Here is a 21,174-nt window from a genome sequence, read left to right on the forward strand (position 1 = left end):
TAAAACACCTCACTGGTGTACTGAAAATTCTGCACGCCGCCTGTTTTGGTCTGGTAGCGTTCATCGAAATTGCCATAATCAGTTGGTGTTACCCGCCCTGAAACATTCACTGCCCGGTTACTTTGTAACGCGCCATTCTGAAAACGGAATACGTGCTGACCATTGGCATAAACATCCAGCAGGCCGTCACCATTCTGTTTCAGGCCGGTATCGTTATCCCCGAAAGCAATTGAGTTTCCGCCCAGCGCGTTCTGAACGCCGATACCAAGTGCACCATTGACCTGCGAACCGCCGCCAACAGACACTTTATGCGACATGGATATTTCACCCGTCCGCAGGTTAATGCTGAACGGTCGCAGTGGGCCAATATCGCCGTTTTCACCCTGGTTTTCCTGGGTGGGAATGAGATGCAGGCTCTCTTCCGAACGACGAAAAATCAGGCCAAAAGCGTCGTTGAAAATCCTCAGCGCATTAACACCACGGATTTTCAGCTCCCCGGTCATGTTGTCGCCATCACGCTGAACGGAATTTTTTGCCTTGTCCACCGTGGGTTTTAATCCGAGGTTTTCAACAGACTCATCCCTGTCTTCCACATCCGAAAGATTCCTGTCCTGTCGCAGAAACAGGCCATCTCCGGTTGCCACCTTCAGTGTAACCTGCGCGCTTTCAGCCACTGCCAGGCGGAACTGCAGTGTGGCTGTCACACCGTTTTCCGGTTTCTCAATGGCAGCACAACTTCCGACGGCATAAAGTTCACCATCGCTGGTCAGCAGCCCCGCTTCCCTGACCGTAAATCCCCCCACACCCTCCGGCAGTGCAAGATACGCAATAAACTGGTTTTCCTGATCAGGCGAGACCGCCAGACGTGATATAGTGCCGCGATAAACTTCCCTGACCAGAGCCGTCTGCACTGCCTCTGGTGTGACGGCATGCCCGTTTCCATCCCCCACCACAAACCCGTCCAGCACCACCGGCACACCACCCGACGCAGACGCGGCCTCCAGTGCCTTTCCCCTGTTTGTCAGAATACTGCAATGTTTCGTGGTCACGTTATTCTCCCGCCTCAATCACCACATCAATATGCGCAGTCATCGCGCCACCAACATAAAACTGGCTCTCCTTTCCGATATCCGTATTTACGTCAATGGTGCTCAGACCGCTGCGTAAATTCTTGGCCTTAATGACCAGCGCCCTGACCTGGCTGTAAAGCACACTGTCAGCGCCTTCCCGCAAAAACAGCTCCACACGAAAGGTGTACGGTTTTTTGCGCGGTGAATCCTGCCACCACTCTTTGATTGCCGCCGGAACACCAACCGCACCAAGCGCCCGCAGCACTGCCCCCGCCGTTCCCCGGTGCTGATGCACATATGCCGCATCACGTAAAATTTGCCGCTTCTGCTCTTCACTCCAGTCATCCTGCCAGAAATCCACAGCAAACTCCCAGGCCAGCCACGGCAACAGATGCAACGGGCAGGTATCCGGATCCTTCACCTTTCTGACCATATCCGTATCAAGCGTCAGGATGCTTTCTGTTGTGGCCTGCTCCTGTGCCCGCTCCGGCCTGACCGCGGAAGGCGGCAGAAGTGAGCGAAATGTCTCCGCCATCATCACACCTCTTTACGCGTCACATTAACAGCGGCACAACGGGGAGCCGTACCGGTTGCCGGTTCAATATCAGCCCGGGGGCTGGACAGAATAACCCGAGCCACACCGGTCTGTTGCAGTGCGGCGTAAATGGCGGACAGCGGCACCATGCCATTAATCCGGTTTGCCAGCCGGGTATAAGACAGCAGCGTGTTTTTTGCATTCTCCAGCACTTCACCGGCATCCGGACCGTCCGGTATTTCCAGCTCAGCCGTCACGGAATAGTCATTAATAATGGCGCTTTTCACCGTCACAAAATCCGTCAGCGGACGAATTTCATCAGCATTCAGCCGCGCACTGACCGCGTCCAGCAACGCCTCGCTGGCAGTGCCATTTCCTTCACGGGACAACACGTAGACATCCACCTCCCCCGCACGCCCGTGTTCTTCCGGACCACAGGCATCAGCATCCAGGACATCTTCATCAGCAGAACGGGCATGAAAACGATAGGCATTGCGGGCACCTGCGGTATTCAGTTGCGACCAGGACAGCTGGATGCGTTCGCGAAAAGCATCGTCCTCTTCCATAATCGCATCCGTCGGAGGCACGGCATCCGGACTTGCCGGAACAACCACCATACGTTCGACATTGAACGCCGCACCAATCTGATCGAGATCGGCCTTCTGTGCACTTGCCAGAAAAACAGCCCGCACGGCATCATTCACCCGCTGAAAAGCCAGGGTAAGCTGAAAGGCTGTCACTTCGCCCTGTTTGTAAGCCGGGTCGGATTCCACCAGTGCATCAAATTCAGGATCCAGTTCGCGCAGACGTGCCAGCCAGGCCCCGAAAATCACCGCCGCATCAGGCACCACGATGGCATCCGGTACGGGCAAATCCGAAAGATTAATCACATCATAACTTTCTGCCATAAACGGTTATTCCTCCTGTTGATACCTGTGTACCGGTTTCCGTATTCGTCCCCGTGATATCCACCACGCACCCGGCCTCATCTTCCGGAAACGTCACGATCACTTTTGACACTTTCAGCCGGGGCTCCCAGCGTGCCAGCGCCGTCGCCGTGGCAGCAATTATGCGCAGCCTCAGCAGGTCATCCCGGGGAGAGTCCAGCAATTCAAAAAGATCGCTGCCGTAATCCCTGACCAGAACACGGCTTCCCACTGGCGTGTTCAGAATATCGCTGACTGACTGGCGCAGATGCACCGCACCGGACAGACGCTTCCCTGTCCGGCAGTTCACACCATTCATGATTATTTTTTTCCTGATCCGGTACCAAAATAATCCGGCCCTGTTTTATCACCGGATTTTTTGTCTGATTTACTGGCGTTTTTGATTTCAGCCACCAGATTAAACGTGAAGGTAAAGCCTGAAGAAGAGAGGGAAAACGCCAGTGACTCCACGAGCCAGCGGCGATCTTCCCGCTGACCAAATCCGGATGTCACCACGCCGGATTCGGCGGTCATGGCAACATATGAAGGACGGCACGGCCCTGTCAGCGTCATTTTCCGGCTGTTACGTTGCGCCTGTGTTTTTTTCGATTTTGCCTGTTGTTCAGCCGTTTCCTTTTCCGGCTGCGTGTACGGACTGGTTACAGACGAGCCGTCATGCTCCACGGTTGCTGTTTTGGTTCGCCCGTCAGCCTTGTCAAAATAACGAACCGTGATTTTTTCTTTCTTCTTTTTTTTATCTCCACCGCCGGTAGAGCTCCCCCGTTCACCTTCCTGATAACTCCAGGATGACACAACGGAAGGTGTCAGCGTCACGGTCTTCAGGGGTGCGCCCGATACGGTGGTTCCGGCACCCTGCTCCAGAAACAACCAGTAACCTCCGGCAGGTTTACTGACGGCGTTATACGTCCGGGCAAGGCGAGACAACAGGCTGGCATCCGATTCTGCCACCTGATCCACATGAGTAATGCGGATCCCCGCCAGCTTCTCCGCCACCCAGGCCTTCAGTCCGTTTTCCGTGGCAACGGTTTTCACCAAATCACCCAGCGTGAGATTATCCCAGCTTCGTGTTTTCTGATTCAGCACATCACCGGACTGCTTTTCCGCATTCATGGGGGCAGCGGTAGCATAAATCTCGATCTGCCGCGGCGGGCCGCTGCTGCTCACGCCGCACACAACAAACCAGCCCTTGTCCACCAGATTACCGTTAAACCCCAGCGCCACCCGCAGACGCGCCCCCTTTGTCGGCAGGGGCAGTGTTTCAGAAAGCAGCGTGATTTTCAGTTCATCAGATTTGGCGGTGGCTCCGCCGTAATCCGTCAGGGTGATATCCACAAGATAACGGGCCAGCACCCGCGTGATATCCCGCCCTTCAGCTGTCACCCGATACGCCGGGCAGAATTCCCGGACGGTCGTGGCAATGGTTTCCTGTTTTTCCTCACTTTTCAGGGACTCCTGATACGCGGCATTTATTGCCTGCAGCTGTTCGGATAATGACGTCATCATCTCCTCCCTTAATCCCACAGACTGTATGGCGACTCAGACACCTGTTGTGTGATTTCAGGCAACACAATGTGGATCCCCGCAGGATACACCGCGCCCTTCTCTGCCAGCCCATGATTGGCCTCCAGCACAAGAGTGAGCACGGCAGACAGATTTTCCGTGCCGTAATGCGTGGCGCAAATCGCATCAAGCACATCCCCGTCACGGGTTATCCAGATCGTCGGCATAATGTTTCAGCTCCAGACTCCACTTTTTGTTACGGTGCCCACCACCAGGTAAAAAGCGGTCGGTGGAATCAGAAAAACGCTCCACCACCCACCATCCCAGCACATCACCTTCTCCACTGACCAGCAGTTGCGGCTCAGCCTTATTCGCCAGGTCATACAGCGTGTTCACCGCCTCCGTCCCCGACTTCCCCAAAAAGGCGTGCGATTCCCCTTCAAGGCGGACGGTTCGCCCGTTTTTCCCGGTGTACTGCAGCAGACTCTGCAGCCCGATACGCGCCTGCTCGCTCCAGGTCCACCCAGCCTCACGGGTCAGCTGGTTATATGCCGTGGTATCCACGGAAAAGGCGAAATCCCCCAGCATCAGCATGACTCTGGCATCTGCAGCACCACGGAGATAACTGTTGTCACGCTGAAGGCTGTCTTCAGCGAGAGCAATAACCGAACCCACACTCACCAGACACTTCCTCCATCCCACAACGCATTATTACCACTGAAGGCTGGGTTGTTTTTCGTCATTCCGGCAATGGCGTCCGCAATACCCTGTTCGCTCTGTCCGGGCTGCGCAACAATGTTGAAGTTATAATTCTTCACACTGTTGTCATTCAGCTGTGCGCCGAACTGTCCGCCCTCAACAGGAATGGCCTGCACGGCAGCCTGCCATGCCCCCGCACTGGCAAAAGGATCATCATGTTTTCCGGCGGATCCTGCCTGCGCTGCCGGCAACGAAAAATCAAACTTTTTTTCCGGCGTGAGGTAACTGTTCACCGATTCATGAAACGCATCCGTATCTACAATGCCCATAAAGCCCTTCGCGGCGTTGTATTTTTCACGGATATTCTTTTCAAAATCCGGATTATTTTTCAGTTGCCCGTCAAGCCACGCATCCTGTCCGCTGTTCCGGGCCACTGTCCGGGCAGCGGTCATGTCGCCACGCCCGACATACTCCAGAATCTGCTTCTGATCGCCCTGTTCATCCGGTAATAACCAGGCAAGTTTTTTGGCTACCGCAAAAATGATTTTTCCGACAAAAATGACACCTTCGCCAAACTTCAGGGCTGCCGGATACAGAGTGTCCCTCAGAAAAGACACAACCTTTTTAATGCCTCCTCCTTTAAACCACTCTGCCAGGTCACCCGCTGTCTGTTGTATGGCGGGGGCCAGCTCTGCGCCCAGTTGTCCGGAAATTTCTGCAACCGCAGAAGAAAAAACCTGCTGCAAATCAGAAACAGCCTTGTTTCCGGCAAGTGCACCAGCCACACCCTCTTTTGTCACCAGGTTATATTTATCCTGCTCAGCCAGCAGTTCCTGAAAACTTTTTCCTGAGCGTTTGATCAGCATCAGCAGCTTGCTGGCTTCACCGCCAAACAACGCATCCAGCGCAAACGATGCTTTTGATTCATCCTTCAGTGACAGTGCCCTGTCGATAATTTTTTCGAACTGCGCCTTATCACTCAGTCCGGCAAGCTCGCCCTCATTAAATCCCAGCGTTTCAAAGGCGTCAGAAAGAGAACTCTGCTTGCCATTTTGTTTATATTCCCCGGCCTTATGCAGGTATTCCTCAAACAGATCCCCGATATTATCGCCAGTCATATCGTACTGTTTTGCCAGGGCGTCCCAGTTCATGTACGAGCGGGTATCCACGCCATACGCAGTCGCTTTACCCGCTGTTTCAGCCGTCTGCGCATTCATGGCAGCCGGAGCAATCAGCGCACCAAGTGCCGTGGTCACGGCACCGCCCCCCATCGCCAGACCGGCATTCCAGGCAAATTTACCGGTTCCGGCAAGCAGGCTTTTTCCCTTCCCCATAAAACGTCCGAGCCGATCACGACGCTCAAGGCTCCGGTTCAGTTTTTTCTGGGCCGTATCCGCTTTCTTAATTTCAGCCGTGAGCCGGGCGTATTCATCCTCCATCGACTTAAAACGTTTCCCTGCCAGCGCCGCCCGTTTCATTTCTGCTGCCAGCTCTGCCTGCTCTTTACGCAAACGTGCAGCCTGCTGCTCCACATCCTGCAGATTTTTTCGCAGATCCGTCGCCGAACGACGCCACGAACTGTCCAGTTTGCCCCCGAACGACACGGTGGCCTTAAGATTCTGGCTTACGCTTCCCACGTTTTACTGCCTCCACTTCATCCAGTAAAAATGCCGTAAACACACTGAACGGCATGGACAGATAATCAGAAAGAGGAAAATGCAGCCGCCGCCCGAGAAACCTTAACCCTCTGAAGATTTCGGTTTCGGTCGCTTCCCGGGTGGCAGCATAAAAACATTAAAGGCATCCGTCAGCTGGGCATAATCCGCTGCGGTCAGCAGCCAGATATCCTGCTCACTCAGATTACAAAGCTGCGCAATCATACGCGCCTCTTTTTCCTCTTCTGTTCCCCGGTCTTTGGTGAAGGCAATGCGATCGCGCACCAGCGGTTCGCGCATGGTGATGCATTCCAGCACAGCCCCGCCCCCCAGAGTGACCGGCGTGTACAGTGTGATGGTGCGGGTTTCGCCCGGAATATTCATAATCTGCTCCTTAAAAAAACGGCCCGCAGGCCGTTATGCGTTAATCAGTGATCAGAGACGCACTTTTGCCGACAGGCCGGCAAGTACATTCACGCCGTTGATCCGGCGTTCAAAACGCTCGGTATCAATCATAATGAGCTCGATCCCCTCCAGTGTCTGACGGTAATAATTCACCGCGATTTCCACAGTCACTGCATTTTCTGACAGGCTGCTGTTTCCGCGCGCATCCGGCGTCACCGTTTTCACAAACCCTTCGATTTCTTCAGTGGTCCCCAGCGCGGTGCCGTTCGCCAGATACCCCTGATAGGCCGTGAAGCGGGAGCGATTGCCACTGACAAATCCGAGACTGGACAGCATATCTGTATCCAGACCATAAAACTTAATCTGGCAGGTCAGCGCCTCCATGCCGTCGTCAACCGGGGTTGGCGCATCCTGTGCCCCGGTGCGTAAATCGGTGGTGGTAATGGACAGCGTGGGTGGCGTGAATTCATGCGCTCCCTGAATACGGACCCCCTGGCGGAAAAAAGTCCAGGCGCGTAATGTGTTTTTGCTGCTCATGTTGCCGTCATCTCCTTAATGCCGTATTCGTTGTTGACGCTCACCCGCATGCTGATAAGTTCCGTCGGCGATTTGGGGCCGAAGTCATAGTTGATGTACAGTTCACCGGCTGCCAGCGTTTCAGCGGTATTCAGTTCCGGATCCAGCCAGGCCCGCCCCCCGAAGATGGCACCTTCTGCCACCAGACGACGCATATACGCATTAATGGTGCCGATAATGTCATCCGCATTCTGGCGATCGAGCGGGCGGTCAACATATGCCAGCATCGCCTCCTGGATACTGTCTTCAATCACATCCGCAGTACGGCGGACGGACTCAAAATGCCACTGGGGATGGGACGAGCACAGCCGGTTTCCCCAGTGTTTAAATCCGGCACGGCGGATCAGGGTGGAGATATTCTGCATATTAAGCAGGTTGGCATCGCAGTTGCGCTCACCGAGGATAAATTCATCCACCTTCTCAACACCGAGGATGTTGTAAACCTCCTGGTTTGATTTGCTCCACCACCACCCTTTTTCATAGTCAATACGGGCACGCAGTCCGGCAGCAAACGCTGAATACGGGCGATACACCAGCTGCCCCTCTGCATTACTGACCTGCACACGCGGACGCAGTAATTCAGTCCGGGCACCGTAAGACTGGCGACGCTGCACCACATCCTGCAGTGTCGCGCCCGCAGTACAATCCACGTACGCCACTGCACGCAGTTTTCCGGCCACAGTTTCCAGTGCCTTACCCACCGCATCGTCTTCACTGAATCCTGGTGCGATCACAATACGTGGCTGATACGTGGTGACGGATTTTGCCGATGACAGCACGCTGATCCCCGCAAGAATGGCAGCACGCTGCTCTTCCGGATTCGTTTTTTCTTCCACCCGGACGATCACCGACAGCGCGTTACGCTGGTCGTTAATCTCCGTCAGCGCCTGCTTCAGTGTTCCGGCGCTCCCCAGACGTGAAAGCGCCGTTGTCCCCGCCATCGTCACTGGCGTATTCAGCGGAAACGGTTCATCTTCGCCACCACTCAGTGTGCCGGAAAACGGCGACACAACACCGTCACCACTACCGGAGGCAATCACCCCGGCCCCCGCCGCACCATTCACTGCCGTCACAACATCACTGACGGTGGCATTACCAGCCCCCTCTTCACTGCATCCAAGCCAAATCAACAGACTTCCGTTTTCCCATTTTGCTGACGTGGGAACCGCACCCGCACTTTTTTCTTTTGCTGCCTGTAAAGCCTGTTCAGCAATAACGGTAATTGTATTTCCGCTCCGTCCCCCCACTTTTGCCGTAAAGGTCAGCTCATTACCCAGCAGCGGCGTTCCCGCTGTCAGTGTTGCTGCAACAGCCCCGGCAGCCTGCGGTGCGGTTCCCACCACACCAATAATGGCTGTCTCTATTGTGGTTACTGCCACCGTGCCTGTCGTCAGCTCGATGGTTTCCACACCATGTAATTGCCCCATTTGCATTCTCCGGACATAAAAAAACCTGCCGCAGCAGGTCACATTTTCTGATTCGGTATTTTCGTGGTTCCCCCACTGTCTCCGGGATGGTCGTGTCCATTAAACGTTTTCCGGATCCGGCTCATGCTGCCGGATTTATCCGTCACCTCGCCTTTTGCATAAAAATCACTTTTCACCACCACTTCACCTTCAACCATCGTGCGTCCGTTCACGATCAGGTTTTCTGAAATCACGACGTTTCCGTCAAGCACACCATTCCCGGTAATGGCATAGGTGCCCCCTTCCGCCAGAATAATGGTCAGTGAGTGCGTCTCCCGGTTATAGCAAATTTCAGTACCATCTCCGTAACGGGTGATGTGCTCACTGTCGCTGCCCTGCGGAGCCGGTGCCGCACCGGTGTTCCAGCCGGGAAAAACACGACCGTTATTCAGCTCCCCGGCCTCTGACAGTACCGTGACCGCATCGCCCACAGCAAACGGCTCAAAATCTGCCCGGTTTTTTCCGGCAAAACCCTGACACAATGGCAGCCAGGTGGTCACAATATCCCCCAGATCCACGCGGCATTCCGGAAAACCACCGTCCAGCCGCACCGAGTGGATCACCCCACGCCGGACCATATTTGCCAGGCGACGCTGTAAATCCCCCAGAACCTCATTCACGTGGCTTTCCCTCAAAAATCAGCCGGTAATCATCCACATGCTGTCGCCCGATCTCCGGTGCCACGCCCAGCCAGGCCCGCTGTAGCGGCAGGTTATCCGTGGCAAAGGGATCCATACCAAACGTCACCGTCTGGTTAAATAAAATCTGCCAGACCAGATAATCATCCAGGCGCGGATCGGTTTCATCTGCGTCCGCTGATATAAAAATGGCAGGCTCCACATTTGCCAGTCCGAACGTCTGCCCGTCGAGCCAATGCGTCAGATCGGCGGCTGCCGAACGGATAAAAATATCCGGCTTTATCGCCTTGCGTTCTTCTTTTTTTTCTTCTTCCGGCTCACCGGCACGGTCAACCAGTACCCACAACGCGGCAGACAACACCACCGTCATCTGCCCGTCTGCATTGCTTTTCGCATCCCAGCCATCGACCGCCAGAAACACCGCCGGAGTGACCAGCTGCGTGACCCGTTCCGGATAGGTGTCCGCATCATTGATCCATTTAAGTTTTTTCAGGGCATCCAGCACAGCAGTGTGCCAGGATGCCATGCATAAGGGTTCAGCCATTACATCCTCACGTTTTTTATCGGGGGGTCACGGTAATGCCGTACTTCGCGCGTCGCCGGATGTCTGATTCGAACTCTTTCATAAAAATCTCCAGGCACTCCGCAAAAGCCACATCCTCCACGTAATCCATCGTGCGGGCGTAAATGTTGGCCTCGGCTTCACGGACGCGCCCCGTCTCCGGATTTTTGATGATGATCGTTCGTCGGTTCTCTTTACGGCTGCGTATCACCAGCCCGTTTTCATACGTGGCAGGAGATAAAAACGAACCGTTGGGCTCAAAAACGGGATCGCTGGCTTTGCGGCGACGCCGTCGGGCACGGTTCTCTTTGATAAACCGCCCGGTTACCGGATCACGGAGATCATGATGACGAACACGTCGTCCACGAATGCGTCCGCGTAGATCCTTTATCTTGATCGCATTAAGACCAAACCAGAAACGGGCTTCATCCATTGCATTACCCCGGGTAATGCGAGTGGAAAAAAGACGCCTGCGCAGCATGTCCATTTTGCGGGGCGCCAGACCGGTTTTCAGTTCCGCAAGCGCCTTCATGCGCATTTTTGATGCCGTTCGCTTCAGTGCGCGGGAATAGGCCAGACGAAACTGGTGCTGCGTTGCGCCAGCCTGCGCCGCAATATCCCACAATTCTTCGACGTCGATATCAAATAACAGATTTCTCCGGATGCGTGATGCCCGCGCCATTGCGATATCTCCTTATGAAGTTTATTTTTTACTCCATTCGATGGACGGTAACGACGTCCCCCGTCCTCGCCCGAGCGTTACGCGTGTGCGCCCCATTTCATCCGCACCAATATGCGTGACGCGGTAAAATTCGTGGTTCAGCTCCACTGCACAGTTTGTGCTGAGCCCCTTAATATCCTCTGTCAGTGCGCTGAATGCCGGAGCCTGATCGTTAATTTCTCCACCACCCGGGACACGAACCGGCGCATCCGGAGATTCAAAAATCACCATAACAGGGCGACGCTCGCTGCCAATAGACAGTATCGCCGGACACTCCTCGGAAAAAAGCCGGGAAATGCGGGCATCTGCCCGCATCAGCCGTTTATAAAATCGATGCATCAGTACCCCAGACGCACACAAACACAGGCATCTCCGGCTTCAGCCGATGCCCATACTGTTCCCACCAGCGTATTACCTGATTTCGTTGCCGTCAGTGTTGCCGTATCTGCTTTGAAATACACCAGCTTGCCTTGCGTCAGTGCCTCTGCCTCTTTAGGCAAAGAAAAAACCCCCACCGTATGCAGAATGCCCACATCCCCGTCCGGAATATCAGCATGAGCAACACCAACAAGATTATCCTGAACAACCAGATAGCCAGATGACACCACCTTTCCGGTCCCATTCAGCCAGTCGACGTTTTTTCCGTCCTGAACAAAATTTTTTGACATTTTCTTCTCCGGTAAATGCGGCGCCTGGTACGCCGCTTCAGCCATAAAAAAACCGCCCTGTCCGGCGGTTATTTACTGTTTTTTCACTTTGACCATGCCACGCCAGTCAAGCGGTGCCACTCCGGCATCAATGCGCACCTTGAATGCTGCACCATCAACCGTAAAGCCCTGTTGCTGCTCCAGATACGGCGTATCAATACCGTCGAGGTAAGCCACTTCAATCGTGTCACGCCCCTGCGCTGCCACCAGGTAATAATCCGTCGGGCTGCTGTCATCAAGACGGGCCTCTGACAGAACCGTGGCAAAATTCTGAATCGGGTTAATAATGCCGCTGTTCGCATCTGCACCGGGCACGCTGGCAGACTTAATCAACTGATTGGCACGCGACTCAATGGCAACAGGCGTCAACATAAAAGCAGGACGAATGTTCAGGCGACGGTCACCCGATTTCTGGAGCAGCATAGCTTTACGCCCGGAATCCAGCCCCTCAATAGACAAATCTGCAGTCACCAGGTTGCCATGATCTGCATGGAACAGCGGTTTGCCATCCGACATTTTCGGATTGCTGGTCAGCACGGCCCAGACCAGATCACCCACGGTAGTCCGCGCAGCAGCCCCCATTGCCATCGGAATACGGGTCAGCATATCCAGGTCATCATTGATGATGGTCTGGCGATCAATGCTGAACAATTCGCCATACGTCGCCAGTGCAATCGGTTCGCCACGATCTTTCAGGGTCACATATTTATATTCAGCCCCCGGCAATACTTTTCGTAGCGTCGGGAAAGTTTCCAGCCCGACACGATGCGCGGTTTTAAAATCAGTCAGCGTTCCCTTGCGGGTCCATTTGTCAAAATTTTCGCTGGCATCATCCCAGCCCTGCAACGCAGCTTTATGAGCCACATCCATCAGGATATTGCCGAAATCGCTGCTGCTGTGAGTAAATGCCAGCCCAACCATCGCCATCGGTGCGGAATGACCGGAGATACCGATACCGCGATCAACCAGCGAAGCACGCGCCAGCTCGCGCAGTGTAAAACCGTTATAAGCATTATCTTTTTCTGCTTCGGCATATCCGGCGCGTGCCATCACAGCCGCACGAATGGAATCGCCGACCAGATTACCGTTCCCGGCATGAATATGAACAGCGCCCGGGCCTGCACTTGGTGTCGTTCCGGCTGCCAGCGCCTGCAACAGTTTTTCACGGGCCTGTGCTTCCGTACAGGTCATGTCGTTCAGACACTCCGCTTTCAGTGCGGCATAAGACGGGAAAGAGGCAAAAACTGCGGTTACAGCCTGCACACGTTCCGCATTGGCTGCCATCAGTTGTTGCTGAACCTGCGAAGCAATTGCGCTGATATCCACATTTCCGGTTGATGGTGCCTGCTGAGCAGCAATCTGTTGCGCATTTTGCGGGGTTGCTTTCGGCTCCTGCGGCTGTCCGTTCGTCGTTTCCGCACGCGGAGCAAAAAGCGCGTTAAGCTGTTCTGGCATATTATGATAATCCTTCAGTTTATTTTGGTTCACACAGGCCACAGCCTGTAATTCAGGTTCAAGCGTATCAGCGAAGCCTTTTTCCACGGCTTCAGCACCGTTCAGCCAGGTTTCTGCTTTCAGCATGGCTTCCAGCTCCTCCTGCCCGAGTCCGGTTTTATTCATGTAGGCTGACAGCATCAGCGCCTCATTGCGATCCAGCCAGTCGGCATAATCACGCATATCATCAGAATCACCGGCGATCCCGCCCCACGGCTTGTGGATCATCAGCCAGGAATTTTCAGGCATATGCACTGTGGCGCCAGGCAGGCAGACAATCATGGAGGCCATGCTGGCAGCAACACCGTCCACCCAGATATCCACCTTCGCTTTCAGGCGTGACAGCGTGTTAAAGATGGCAAAGCCCTGCATCACATCACCGCCCGGGCTGTGGATATGCAGATCAATGGCGCTGGCCTCAAACACCCCCGCATCCTTACAGTCAGCAATAAACTGCTGCGCAGTGATGCCCCATCCGCCAATCACGTCATAGAGGTAAATTTCCACCCGCCCGACAGTCTGTGCACGGATTTCATACCAGCACTGACCATTAGCGGCATCCACCCCCGCAAGGCTGGCGCGGGGATTAATCATCGTCCCGCGAAGACGCGGGTTTATCATTTGCTGCATCAGGGATCACTCCTTTATCGTTAGCGGCGTCAGAATCGAACACCAGCCCGTTTTCCCGGTTAAATTCAGTTTCACGCAGTCGCTGACGTTTGACCTCCTGCGGTGACTGCCCTCGGGCACGTATCCACTCGGCCTCCGTCCCGGCACCACCGCGAAGAATGGCCCGCCATGCTGCAGCCTCCTTCACCGGATCAATCCACGGCATCACCGGACCAAGATAAGTGGCATTGAAAAGCGTGGACATATCAACATCAGGAGGAATATCAAGAAAAGGCTTTGCCTGCTCCAGCCATGCCCGGTACACCGGGCGGCTGTACTGACCGACAAACCACTGCTGTAAAACCCCGTAGCCTTCGTAACCTTCCACCAGTTCCTGGCGCTGCGAACTGTAGGAGCCGTTATAGTCACGGGCAATACTGGAATAGCTGCCGCGGGTTCCGGCAGCCACAGCACGCAACTGACCGTTACGGAATTCATAAAGATGAACGTTCGGGCGGTTAGACTCCACCATTCCCAGATCTTCACCGGGGGCCAGTTCGTCAAAAATCATGCCCGGCGAAATATCAAAATACCGGTTTTTTTGTTCTGGAGGTGTCCAGTCGTTATCCGTCGGAAAGCTGGCCGCATCACCGCGTTTAATGTAGAAGCCAAGCGCGGCAGCAATACGGGCAGCCACACGCTCTGATTCTTCGTAATCTTTCAGATCAGCAATCCGGCGAATCACGCCATGTAACAGACTGACACCTCTCACCTGATGCAGGCGCTTCCGCATCGCCAGATGCAACATGCTGTCTGCCTCAACAGTTTTGAGATCGGCGCTGAATCCGCGCATATTTGCAGGGTGGTATTTATAAACCCGATACCCTACGGGTCGTCCCCAGTTGTTAAGAATAATGCCCTGACGGACTTGCTGCCCCGCGTTCGTGTTCAGACTGACCGGAACAAAATCTGCTTCGAGAAGCTCCAGTGATAATGGCACCATAGTGGAATGATTCAGACCGGCGACAGGACCACGCACCAGTTGTACGAACATCTCACCATCGCGCAAAGCAGATCGCAACGCCATCCGTTCAGCCTCCGGGCGGGTGAACATCCCCGTGACCTCAGGGCGAACAGACCATTCAGACCACAATGCCGAGATCTGCTCTGCCAGCGATTCATGCAGGGTGCCATCGCTTCTCAGTGGTTGTGGTTCAATCTGGATCCCCTGCGCACCAATAACCCGCTCTTCCAGCTTATCCAGCAGACCAATCACGATATCGTGATCTTCATCCAGTGCTCTGGCCTGTTCCCTTAACGAGGTGCCGGCAGAAAAAACCGCTGTATCGGCAGAACGACTCTCGCGCCGGGCTTTATTCAGGCGTGAAGGCTGCGCCGCCTCATAAGCTCTCAGCAGCGTTTTGTTTCTGGCGCGCGATACCGCCCACCCTGGCGCAATTGCGCCAAGTGCTTTATCAAAAAAACCCATAAAAAACCTCAGGAGAAACGGGCGAGTTTGTACGGTTTCCTTGTGGGCTGGCAGGCTGCCGCCCAGCGTTTTTCCCAGTATTCAAGCTCCCTGCGCAATGCAACAGGATCATGGTTGGTGATCGCCCTGCCATTCACCCCGGTAAAAGACACACTTTTACCATCCAGGGAATCCCTGTATGCCTGACGCACGATAACCAGCATCTGGAAAATCTCATCTTTTTTCACAACCATCCTCCGTTTCGGGGTAGTGATAACCAGTTTCCGGATAACGCTTCCGGCGACGCTGCTTTTTGCCGCTCATCTCTTCCGGCAACGTTTTTCTTGTCCTCTGCGCCGGAAGAACGTCTGTCTGCCGAAGCACCCGCATCAGCATCCTGCCCTCTTGCCCACTGGGGAGGGTTGCTCCAGTCACGGATTTTTTCATAGCCACGCAGAATGGCGACGGCATGGGCATAACAAAAAAGGTCAAATGCTTCGTTATTCCCTTTTCCCGGCTTGCGCCATTTCCCGTCAGCACCGCGTTCCTCGTAGGTCAACTCTTCATAAAACCACTCCCCGAGCCAGTCAGGAAAATGAATGTAGCCTGGTCCGGGCATTTCACGTTGCAGGTTATTGCTTAGTTGATCTTTCAGCAGGTCTGTCTGCAGGAGATATACCGGCACCTTCCCCTGAGCATCAGCACGACGATCGCTTCGCCCGGTATTATCCGGGTGCGTGATGGTGATAATTTTCTGGCGTTTCGTGCTGTCTCCCTTTACCAGAAAAACCCGTCGCCCCAGTCCATCCTGACGACATTTTCGCCAGAATTTATAGGCGTTATCCGTCACCCCGTCCTCACCACCACTGTCCACCGCCATTGCCAGTACAGGCATTCTGCGGGCCGGATCGGACTGGAGCGGATACGTTTTCTCCAGTACATCGGTGACCAGTAATTGCCAGTCTTCAGGGTAAGCCCCGGGATGCACAGGTAATGCTTCGCCATTTTCATCACAGCGCAATGACTGTCGGATGTTATAACGGTCCACCAGCCAGCGTTCGCCGTCCTCGCCATAACCAATAATCTGCACCACAAACCGTCGGTTCTTCCCGCCCTGCACGTCCACAGCCGCAATAAGAAAACGCACTTTCGGCGGTACCAGGCGCTTACCGTAATTCCCGGCCCGCTGCATCAGAACATCTGCACTGCGCAACTCCATGGCGGAACGAGGCAAATAAGGTAATCCCCAGTCGGTGTTAATCACCGCCTTCAGTGTTTCCTCACTGCCTGTGGCTTCATATTCCTGCTCAGCAGTCAGTAGTTTGTAAACCAGTTGCGCCCAGGTCTGATAGGCTGCCGCGGGGCCTTCCATCCAGAAGCTGGCAATCCTTGAATGACGGGGCGTTCCGGTAACATTCCCTTCTCTGTCAATATGCTCTCCTTCACGCAACCAGACACCGCGACCATTCAGCTCACGTTTCATATCTGCAGTGATTGGGCTGCCACAATGCGGACACAATATATGAGCCGCTTCACTGGCTTTTACAGGATCAGGATTGTCACGATATCCCGTCATAGCCTCCATCGATGGCTGGAAATAATCACCACAATCCGGGCAGGGCCAGTACCAGCGACGACGATCGCCACGGTTATACAGAGAAAGGATCCCCGTTGTGGGCGGGGCTTCATGCGGTGACGTTCTGCGCCATTTGCTGTTTGTGATCTCACGTCCAGGGGAACTCTCCACCAGCGTCATACCTGCAGACATAAATGTGGTGGTACGTTTTGAAGCCAAGGAAAAACCATCGCCTTCGCCATCGATATCTTCAGGAAATCGGTCGTAATCAGTCAGCGCCACACATTTAAAATCAGAGGATGACATGACATTGATGGAAGGCCAGCCGATTTTCAGAAAGCTGCCCGACAGAAAATATTTGTCATGAACGTTGTTATCGTTACGGCGTGGGCTGAGGCGTTTTCTGACCTCCGGGCTGCAACGAAATGTTCTTGCCAGGCGCTTTTTGGAGTGCTCCTGCGCCTTATCCTGTGTCATCTGCACCAGCAAAAAGTCAGACGGATCGCAGACAATGTTATAAACCACCCAGCCATCAATCAGGCCGTTAGTCTTGCCCGTACGGGCAGGACCAACAAAAACAACCGCATCAAACTCACGGGACGACAGGCAGTTCATGGGGTCAATCACATACGGTGCAACCATCGGATCCCACGGAACAGAGTTGCCACCAGATGTAGGGACTCGCATAAATTTTTGTACCGCTTCGGCAACAGGCATTCTGCGCGGCGCTTTAATTAACTGGCCCGTATCCAGTTTCAACGATCTGGCGGTCGCCTGCACAGGCATTATTCGTCCTCCTGATTTTCCTCCTCTGTATCTTCCTGTTTGCTGTCATCTGCCACCCGCCGCGCAATTTCGTCACGCAGATCATCAATAATGCTTTGCACCCGCATGACAGCCGAAGGCTCAAGAGCGCAATCGCGTTCAAGAATATCGGGGAGGGTTTCCAGAACCTGCACCATAGCCTTTGCCATTTCAGCAAATTCACGGGCGACATCAGACGCAGGGATCAGTTCTCCGACCTCCTGTTCGAATTTCAGGCGCTCACGTTCTGACTGATACCAGGCTTTTCGGTCATGGGGATCCATTTCTCCTTCAGCGACAGGCGGTGGCAACTTCATTAATTCTGCCAGAATATCAGTAAGTTTATACAGCTTGAGGTTACTCTCATGCCCACCCGCTGTTCGGATATTTTTGATTCTTGATGCGACAGTCTGTCGGTGCACACCCGACAGCGCAGCTAACTGGCTGACATTAAGAACAAGGTGTTTCAATTCCTTATCCACTTACCCCTCCAGTGATGAACAAAAAATAAGCATTTTCGACACCAGCTATTTTTTAACCTTTCATTATCAACAAATTACAGTGGTGGTGATGAACGATGAAAATGCAAAAATTTGGCGATTTCTGCGCATCCGTATCCCCTCGGTATTCCAAATTCCCAGGAAGGACCCGTGAAAATGGGAGCAATTATCATTTGCACACACTCTAACACCTGCATTATCGCAGCCCCTCACACTGAAGGGCTGCTGTAATGCCTGTTACTCAGTAACAACTGCGCCTTCCGGTAATTTCATACAGGCAAATACCGGACAACCAGGATGACGATCATCTTCTGTTGCTTCCAGCATTGACTCACCAAACCACTCCGTCGTGGCGCGACCATCAGCTGCTTTGTAGTGGATCAACTACTGGTTTTCGCCATCCGCACACTGCGCGCGGGCTTTAACCTCACCCCATTCATCACTGATGCGCATCTCCACCAGTTGAGACGACTCAAACTTAAACGGAGCAGCATCAGCACCAATTACAATCAGTTTGTTTTCTGTTTTTTCCATCATCGCCTCCTGATATCGAAGCCCGTCTCCGCACCGGGCACTGATCAACATTTGAGTATTCGCGGAGACAGAAAGAATTTATTTTATTGAGTAGCCACAAACACAGAATTTCATGCTTTCCTGACGCTGATGTATCCTTCATTTTTCAGCAAAATATTCTGCTCTTACAGGCAATCAGTTCTGCAGACACTGCCGAACACCGTCGACAATTTCACAGACCTGAGAAGCTGTATCGAAAAGCTGGAGCACCTTATCCAAGCTAATGCATCCCATCAATAAAAAAGGCACCGGTACCGCTACCAGTGCCCATTTCGCCACGTCAGACCCCCTTAAGGATCACATAAGATTTACAAATAATAATGTCCTTTTTCACACACCTGTATAAGGATATTTATATGCCCAGCCGCACAATAATAAAATTTCTGATTATATCTTTACTCGTTATATTCGTTTGCTTGTCAAGCATATATATAAAAAGAACTCCGGCCAGGCTTGATATGAATGACATCACTGAAATTAACCAGAAGCATCAGATTATTTTTCTCATCAGACATGGAGAACGATGTGATCGCTCCACAAATACATGCCTGTCGGAACGTGATGGAATCACAATAAATGGAGCCAACAAAGCTCAACAATATGGAAATGCATTCAGCAAAATGTTTCCGGACTACGGTCTCTATTCAACAGATACAGTCCGAACGATACAGACAGCCTCTTTTTTTTCGGGTGGGAAAACAGCAACCATTCCTGATATTTCAACCTGTGATGATGGCGCAGTTAACAACATACTGGGAATATCACAATCTGATAATATTACTGTAATTTTCACGCATAACCACTGTCTGTCGAAAATTGCAAAAAAGATGAACGGCTGGAGATTTAAACCTGATTATATGGATACACTGGTTCTTCATCGGGAGAATCACGATCTAGTTCTTGACGGATATACAAAACCGAACGATTTTATCCAGTAATTCATATAATAATACCTGAACATTCACACAATCCCATCCTCACACAAACAGCCAGCAATTAAGCTGGCTCTGTTAATTCAGACATTGCGTCCTGATGTACTCCTGTAGCGTTCTCAAGGCTGCTTGGTCGCTGATGATTCCATCCCGGATACCGAGAACGTTTCGTCCAGCAACTGGAGAGAGTTCGACGGTGGCATCATTGCCCATGCTGGCGGTGCCGGAGCCTTTTGTTGTGGCTGGCACTGGACATCTGCCTTTGACGAGCATCCGTCCACCATTATCAAGCTTACGCCGAAGAGCATCATTTTCAGCTTTCGCATCAGCTAACTCCTTCGTGTATTTAGCATCGAGTGCATCAGCATCACGCTGGCGCTGATGCATGTCAGTAATTGTCACGTTCGCCAGTTTCAGTTCTCTGGCATTTTTGTCGCGCTGCGCTTTGTAGGTAATGGCATTATTACGATAATGATTAACAGCCAATGACAGGCAGACAATGATGCAGAAAACCAGAGGGGAGATAATCGCAGTAACTCTGCTCATAATCAGCCCCTGCTGTCAGCGCTTCAGCTGGAAATGTGGTCCGTCTTTCAGAGAACTCCAGTCCCCGCCCCATTCAATGGCGATACCCAGCTCTGCGGCAGCCTGATTAAATGCCTGTGCGATTTTCTCGTACAGAGGCCAGTCCCATGACACCTGGTTGCCAACGTAGGCCACAACATCCACCGCATCACCGGTCAGGTGGCGGCTGTTCATGGTCTGGCTTTTCCCTTCCGCAACCAGTTGTATCTGGCGCTCTTTTGTGCGCAGGCCTTCCGTAATACCGAAATCAACTTCCGTCAGCTCCAGCGCACGGCGAACGACAGCAACCAGCTGTGATTTGACGCCCTCCAGATTTTTCTCGCTCCGGCGGCTGAATCTGAATTTACCCGACATACTCACCTCAACAATGGAAAGATTTTTGTGACGTTCCCGCGCGCGCGTATCACTAGCACGCAGAACAGCAGATTAAAAAACACTTCCAGCCAGCCCGTTGCTAACGGGCGACCACACAGATAGCTGAGTGGCACAAAGGCATACAGCAGCATCAGCAGCCAGGCCAGCCATGACACCAGCGGTTTATGTCTGGAATCACGACGACGATAAAAAAAGAGCGTCAGCACGATAACCGTACATAACGCCACATTCAGCAATCCGGGAAGGTTACTTAACATTGCCGCCTCCTCCACCCCGCAGGCGGGAGAACAGGCCGGACACCAGCGATGCAATATCCTGCTGGTGGATGAACGAGAGAATCTTCACCGACACCACTGACACCAGTACTGCACACAATGCGTCAACAGGTGCACCGTTAAACTCTGTGTGCCTGACCAGCCAGGATGCCAGAACCTCTGCCCCCAGCACGCCGATAATGAACGACACCAGAAAATGCGCCGCCACACGCCAGGCTGAAAGCGCCTGCGGCATCGTTGCCACAAATAACGCCCCGGCGAACGCACCAAACACAATCCCGAAATCCGTTCCGGTAAACAGCCCGAATACCGTCGCCCCGCCGAGCGCCGCAGCCGTGCCGGAACCGGATAAGGGTTCAGACATACTTTTTCTCCTGTAAATAAAAAAGGGCCACCAGCGGCCCGTAAAAAACACCCCGTCAAAGGCACCCGCAGATGCCTTTTGTGCGGTGTTATCTGATGTGATGTGTGCCGGACGCGGCCCGGAGAAAATGAAATAAAT

At 53.3% G+C, this 21,174-nt stretch carries 26 protein-coding genes and 1 pseudogene; 1 reads left to right on the plus strand and 26 read right to left on the minus strand.

Annotated elements, in window-relative coordinates:
- The 22 genes and pseudogenes from FQ015_RS19515 to FQ015_RS24650 form a co-directional block, all read right to left on the minus strand.
- A partial coding sequence (locus tag FQ015_RS19515) for a phage tail-collar fiber domain-containing protein (RefSeq protein ID WP_160524395.1) occupies positions 1-1,049 on the minus strand: 1,049 nt, incomplete at its 3' end.
- Between the two features lies 1 nt (position 1,050).
- The gene (locus tag FQ015_RS19520) at positions 1,051-1,605 is read right to left on the minus strand and encodes a phage tail protein I (RefSeq protein ID WP_001469644.1); all 555 of its coding nucleotides are present in this window, start codon (positions 1,603-1,605) and stop codon (positions 1,051-1,053) included.
- A 2-nt stretch (positions 1,606-1,607) separates the two neighbouring features.
- Positions 1,608-2,513, minus strand: a complete 906-nt coding sequence (locus FQ015_RS19525) for a baseplate assembly protein (protein WP_121869312.1) — start codon at positions 2,511-2,513, stop codon at positions 1,608-1,610.
- Positions 2,497-2,850 (minus strand): GPW/gp25 family protein, encoded by a 354-nt coding sequence (locus FQ015_RS19530; RefSeq protein WP_001014692.1) that lies wholly within the window; start codon positions 2,848-2,850, stop codon positions 2,497-2,499. Before FQ015_RS19530 ends, FQ015_RS19525 begins: the two co-directional genes overlap by 17 nt.
- A 2-nt stretch (positions 2,851-2,852) precedes the next feature.
- Positions 2,853-4,052 (minus strand): contractile injection system protein, VgrG/Pvc8 family, encoded by a 1,200-nt coding sequence (locus FQ015_RS19535; protein WP_160524443.1) that lies wholly within the window; start codon positions 4,050-4,052, stop codon positions 2,853-2,855.
- A gap of 11 nt (positions 4,053-4,063) precedes the next feature.
- Positions 4,064-4,279, minus strand: coding sequence for a tail protein X (locus FQ015_RS19540; RefSeq protein WP_001142385.1), 216 nt, complete (start codon positions 4,277-4,279; stop codon positions 4,064-4,066).
- On the minus strand, positions 4,254-4,733 hold the full coding sequence (locus tag FQ015_RS19545; RefSeq protein WP_000110650.1) for a phage tail protein: 480 nt from the start codon (positions 4,731-4,733) through the stop codon (positions 4,254-4,256). Before FQ015_RS19545 ends, FQ015_RS19540 begins: the two co-directional genes overlap by 26 nt.
- Positions 4,730-6,388: a hypothetical protein gene (locus FQ015_RS19550; RefSeq protein ID WP_160524396.1), complete on the minus strand. Its 1,659-nt coding sequence runs from the start codon at positions 6,386-6,388 to the stop codon at positions 4,730-4,732. The genes FQ015_RS19545 and FQ015_RS19550 overlap by 4 nt, the downstream gene beginning before the upstream one ends.
- 102 nt (positions 6,389-6,490) lie before the next feature.
- The gene (locus tag FQ015_RS19555; RefSeq protein WP_001025006.1) at positions 6,491-6,790 is read right to left on the minus strand and encodes a phage tail assembly protein; all 300 of its coding nucleotides are present in this window, start codon (positions 6,788-6,790) and stop codon (positions 6,491-6,493) included.
- A 51-nt stretch (positions 6,791-6,841) separates the two neighbouring features.
- Positions 6,842-7,348 (minus strand): phage major tail tube protein, encoded by a 507-nt coding sequence (locus tag FQ015_RS19560; RefSeq protein ID WP_000095754.1) that lies wholly within the window; start codon positions 7,346-7,348, stop codon positions 6,842-6,844.
- The gene (locus FQ015_RS19565; RefSeq protein WP_000531114.1) at positions 7,345-8,814 is read right to left on the minus strand and encodes a phage tail sheath C-terminal domain-containing protein; all 1,470 of its coding nucleotides are present in this window, start codon (positions 8,812-8,814) and stop codon (positions 7,345-7,347) included. Before FQ015_RS19565 ends, FQ015_RS19560 begins: the two co-directional genes overlap by 4 nt.
- A gap of 38 nt (positions 8,815-8,852) precedes the next feature.
- The gene (locus tag FQ015_RS19570; protein WP_001006705.1) at positions 8,853-9,473 is read right to left on the minus strand and encodes a phage baseplate assembly protein V; all 621 of its coding nucleotides are present in this window, start codon (positions 9,471-9,473) and stop codon (positions 8,853-8,855) included.
- Positions 9,466-10,035, minus strand: a complete 570-nt coding sequence (locus FQ015_RS19575; RefSeq protein WP_000830099.1) for a hypothetical protein — start codon at positions 10,033-10,035, stop codon at positions 9,466-9,468. Before FQ015_RS19575 ends, FQ015_RS19570 begins: the two co-directional genes overlap by 8 nt.
- 16 nt (positions 10,036-10,051) lie before the next feature.
- On the minus strand, positions 10,052-10,735 hold the full coding sequence (locus FQ015_RS19580) for a hypothetical protein (protein ID WP_000090113.1): 684 nt from the start codon (positions 10,733-10,735) through the stop codon (positions 10,052-10,054).
- Positions 10,736-10,756: 21 nt separating this feature from the next.
- Entirely contained in the window at positions 10,757-11,113 is a 357-nt protein-coding gene (locus tag FQ015_RS19585; protein ID WP_000554574.1) for a head-tail joining protein, read from the minus strand.
- Positions 11,113-11,442 (minus strand): DUF2190 family protein, encoded by a 330-nt coding sequence (locus tag FQ015_RS19590; protein ID WP_024179136.1) that lies wholly within the window; start codon positions 11,440-11,442, stop codon positions 11,113-11,115. Before FQ015_RS19590 ends, FQ015_RS19585 begins: the two co-directional genes overlap by 1 nt.
- Positions 11,443-11,514: 72 nt before the next feature.
- Positions 11,515-13,605 (minus strand): ClpP-like prohead protease/major capsid protein fusion protein, encoded by a 2,091-nt coding sequence (locus tag FQ015_RS19595; RefSeq protein WP_160524397.1) that lies wholly within the window; start codon positions 13,603-13,605, stop codon positions 11,515-11,517.
- Positions 13,562-15,073 carry a phage portal protein gene (locus FQ015_RS19600; RefSeq protein WP_053287508.1) on the minus strand — a complete coding sequence of 504 codons (1,512 nt, stop codon included), beginning with the start codon at positions 15,071-15,073 and terminating at the stop codon, positions 13,562-13,564. The genes FQ015_RS19595 and FQ015_RS19600 overlap by 44 nt, the downstream gene beginning before the upstream one ends.
- Before the next feature lie 8 nt (positions 15,074-15,081).
- A complete protein-coding gene (locus FQ015_RS19605) occupies positions 15,082-15,306 on the minus strand; it encodes a hypothetical protein (RefSeq protein ID WP_000260557.1) in 225 nt (74 codons plus the stop codon).
- Positions 15,297-17,414 (minus strand): phage terminase large subunit family protein, encoded by a 2,118-nt coding sequence (locus tag FQ015_RS19610; RefSeq protein ID WP_053287507.1) that lies wholly within the window; start codon positions 17,412-17,414, stop codon positions 15,297-15,299. The genes FQ015_RS19605 and FQ015_RS19610 overlap by 10 nt, the downstream gene beginning before the upstream one ends.
- Complete coding sequence (locus FQ015_RS19615; RefSeq protein ID WP_000356695.1) at positions 17,414-17,914, minus strand: DUF1441 family protein; 501 nt, start codon at positions 17,912-17,914, stop codon at positions 17,414-17,416. The genes FQ015_RS19610 and FQ015_RS19615 overlap by 1 nt, the downstream gene beginning before the upstream one ends.
- 255 nt (positions 17,915-18,169) lie before the next feature.
- Positions 18,170-18,466, minus strand: a pseudogene (locus FQ015_RS24650) (hypothetical protein).
- Between the two features lie 395 nt (positions 18,467-18,861).
- On the opposite strand from FQ015_RS24650, the gene FQ015_RS19625 reads away from it, so the two are divergent.
- Complete coding sequence (locus FQ015_RS19625; protein ID WP_089624690.1) at positions 18,862-19,443, plus strand: lipopolysaccharide core heptose(II)-phosphate phosphatase; 582 nt, start codon at positions 18,862-18,864, stop codon at positions 19,441-19,443.
- A 72-nt stretch (positions 19,444-19,515) separates the two neighbouring features.
- Here the strand turns inward: FQ015_RS19625 and FQ015_RS23995 are convergent, their stop codons facing one another.
- The 4 genes from FQ015_RS23995 to FQ015_RS19645 are packed head-to-tail and all read right to left on the minus strand — an operon-like array spanning position 19,516 to position 21,036.
- Complete coding sequence (locus tag FQ015_RS23995; protein WP_053287505.1) at positions 19,516-19,983, minus strand: lysis protein; 468 nt, start codon at positions 19,981-19,983, stop codon at positions 19,516-19,518.
- A gap of 15 nt (positions 19,984-19,998) precedes the next feature.
- Positions 19,999-20,376 (minus strand): M15 family metallopeptidase, encoded by a 378-nt coding sequence (locus tag FQ015_RS19635; protein WP_121856273.1) that lies wholly within the window; start codon positions 20,374-20,376, stop codon positions 19,999-20,001.
- A gap of 2 nt (positions 20,377-20,378) precedes the next feature.
- Positions 20,379-20,654 carry a phage holin family protein gene (locus tag FQ015_RS19640; RefSeq protein ID WP_121856276.1) on the minus strand — a complete coding sequence of 92 codons (276 nt, stop codon included), beginning with the start codon at positions 20,652-20,654 and terminating at the stop codon, positions 20,379-20,381.
- Entirely contained in the window at positions 20,644-21,036 is a 393-nt protein-coding gene (locus FQ015_RS19645) for a putative holin (RefSeq protein ID WP_053287504.1), read from the minus strand. The genes FQ015_RS19640 and FQ015_RS19645 overlap by 11 nt, the downstream gene beginning before the upstream one ends.
- Positions 21,037-21,174 lie beyond the last annotated feature (138 nt).

The organism is Escherichia sp. HH26CH (genome assembly GCF_009820205.1).
Classification (GTDB): domain Bacteria; phylum Pseudomonadota; class Gammaproteobacteria; order Enterobacterales; family Enterobacteriaceae; genus Escherichia; species Escherichia coli_F.

Bases quoted from the DNA above. Each gene is read 5' to 3' on its own strand.
- FQ015_RS19520 (WP_001469644.1), bottom strand. From the start codon at position 1,605: ATGGCGGAGACATTTCGCTCACTTCTGCCGCCTTCCGCGGTCAGGCCG.
- FQ015_RS19525 (WP_121869312.1), bottom strand. From the start codon at position 2,513: ATGGCAGAAAGTTATGATGTGATTAATCTTTCGGATTTGCCCGTACCG.
- FQ015_RS19530 (WP_001014692.1), bottom strand. From the start codon at position 2,850: ATGAATGGTGTGAACTGCCGGACAGGGAAGCGTCTGTCCGGTGCGGTG.
- FQ015_RS19535 (WP_160524443.1), bottom strand. From the start codon at position 4,052: ATGACGTCATTATCCGAACAGCTGCAGGCAATAAATGCCGCGTATCAG.
- FQ015_RS19540 (WP_001142385.1), bottom strand. From the start codon at position 4,279: ATGCCGACGATCTGGATAACCCGTGACGGGGATGTGCTTGATGCGATT.
- FQ015_RS19555 (WP_001025006.1), bottom strand. From the start codon at position 6,790: ATGAATATTCCGGGCGAAACCCGCACCATCACACTGTACACGCCGGTC.
- FQ015_RS19560 (WP_000095754.1), bottom strand. From the start codon at position 7,348: ATGAGCAGCAAAAACACATTACGCGCCTGGACTTTTTTCCGCCAGGGG.
- FQ015_RS19565 (WP_000531114.1), bottom strand. From the start codon at position 8,814: ATGGGGCAATTACATGGTGTGGAAACCATCGAGCTGACGACAGGCACG.
- FQ015_RS19575 (WP_000830099.1), bottom strand. From the start codon at position 10,035: ATGGCTGAACCCTTATGCATGGCATCCTGGCACACTGCTGTGCTGGAT.
- FQ015_RS19580 (WP_000090113.1), bottom strand. From the start codon at position 10,735: ATGGCGCGGGCATCACGCATCCGGAGAAATCTGTTATTTGATATCGAC.
- FQ015_RS19585 (WP_000554574.1), bottom strand. From the start codon at position 11,113: ATGCATCGATTTTATAAACGGCTGATGCGGGCAGATGCCCGCATTTCC.
- FQ015_RS19590 (WP_024179136.1), bottom strand. From the start codon at position 11,442: ATGTCAAAAAATTTTGTTCAGGACGGAAAAAACGTCGACTGGCTGAAT.
- FQ015_RS19595 (WP_160524397.1), bottom strand. From the start codon at position 13,605: ATGCAGCAAATGATAAACCCGCGTCTTCGCGGGACGATGATTAATCCC.
- FQ015_RS19600 (WP_053287508.1), bottom strand. From the start codon at position 15,073: ATGGGTTTTTTTGATAAAGCACTTGGCGCAATTGCGCCAGGGTGGGCG.
- FQ015_RS19605 (WP_000260557.1), bottom strand. From the start codon at position 15,306: ATGGTTGTGAAAAAAGATGAGATTTTCCAGATGCTGGTTATCGTGCGT.
- FQ015_RS19610 (WP_053287507.1), bottom strand. From the start codon at position 17,414: ATGCCTGTGCAGGCGACCGCCAGATCGTTGAAACTGGATACGGGCCAG.
- FQ015_RS19625 (WP_089624690.1), top strand. From the start codon at position 18,862: ATGCCCAGCCGCACAATAATAAAATTTCTGATTATATCTTTACTCGTT.
- FQ015_RS23995 (WP_053287505.1), bottom strand. From the start codon at position 19,983: ATGAGCAGAGTTACTGCGATTATCTCCCCTCTGGTTTTCTGCATCATT.
- FQ015_RS19635 (WP_121856273.1), bottom strand. From the start codon at position 20,376: ATGTCGGGTAAATTCAGATTCAGCCGCCGGAGCGAGAAAAATCTGGAG.
- FQ015_RS19640 (WP_121856276.1), bottom strand. From the start codon at position 20,654: ATGTTAAGTAACCTTCCCGGATTGCTGAATGTGGCGTTATGTACGGTT.
- FQ015_RS19645 (WP_053287504.1), bottom strand. From the start codon at position 21,036: ATGTCTGAACCCTTATCCGGTTCCGGCACGGCTGCGGCGCTCGGCGGG.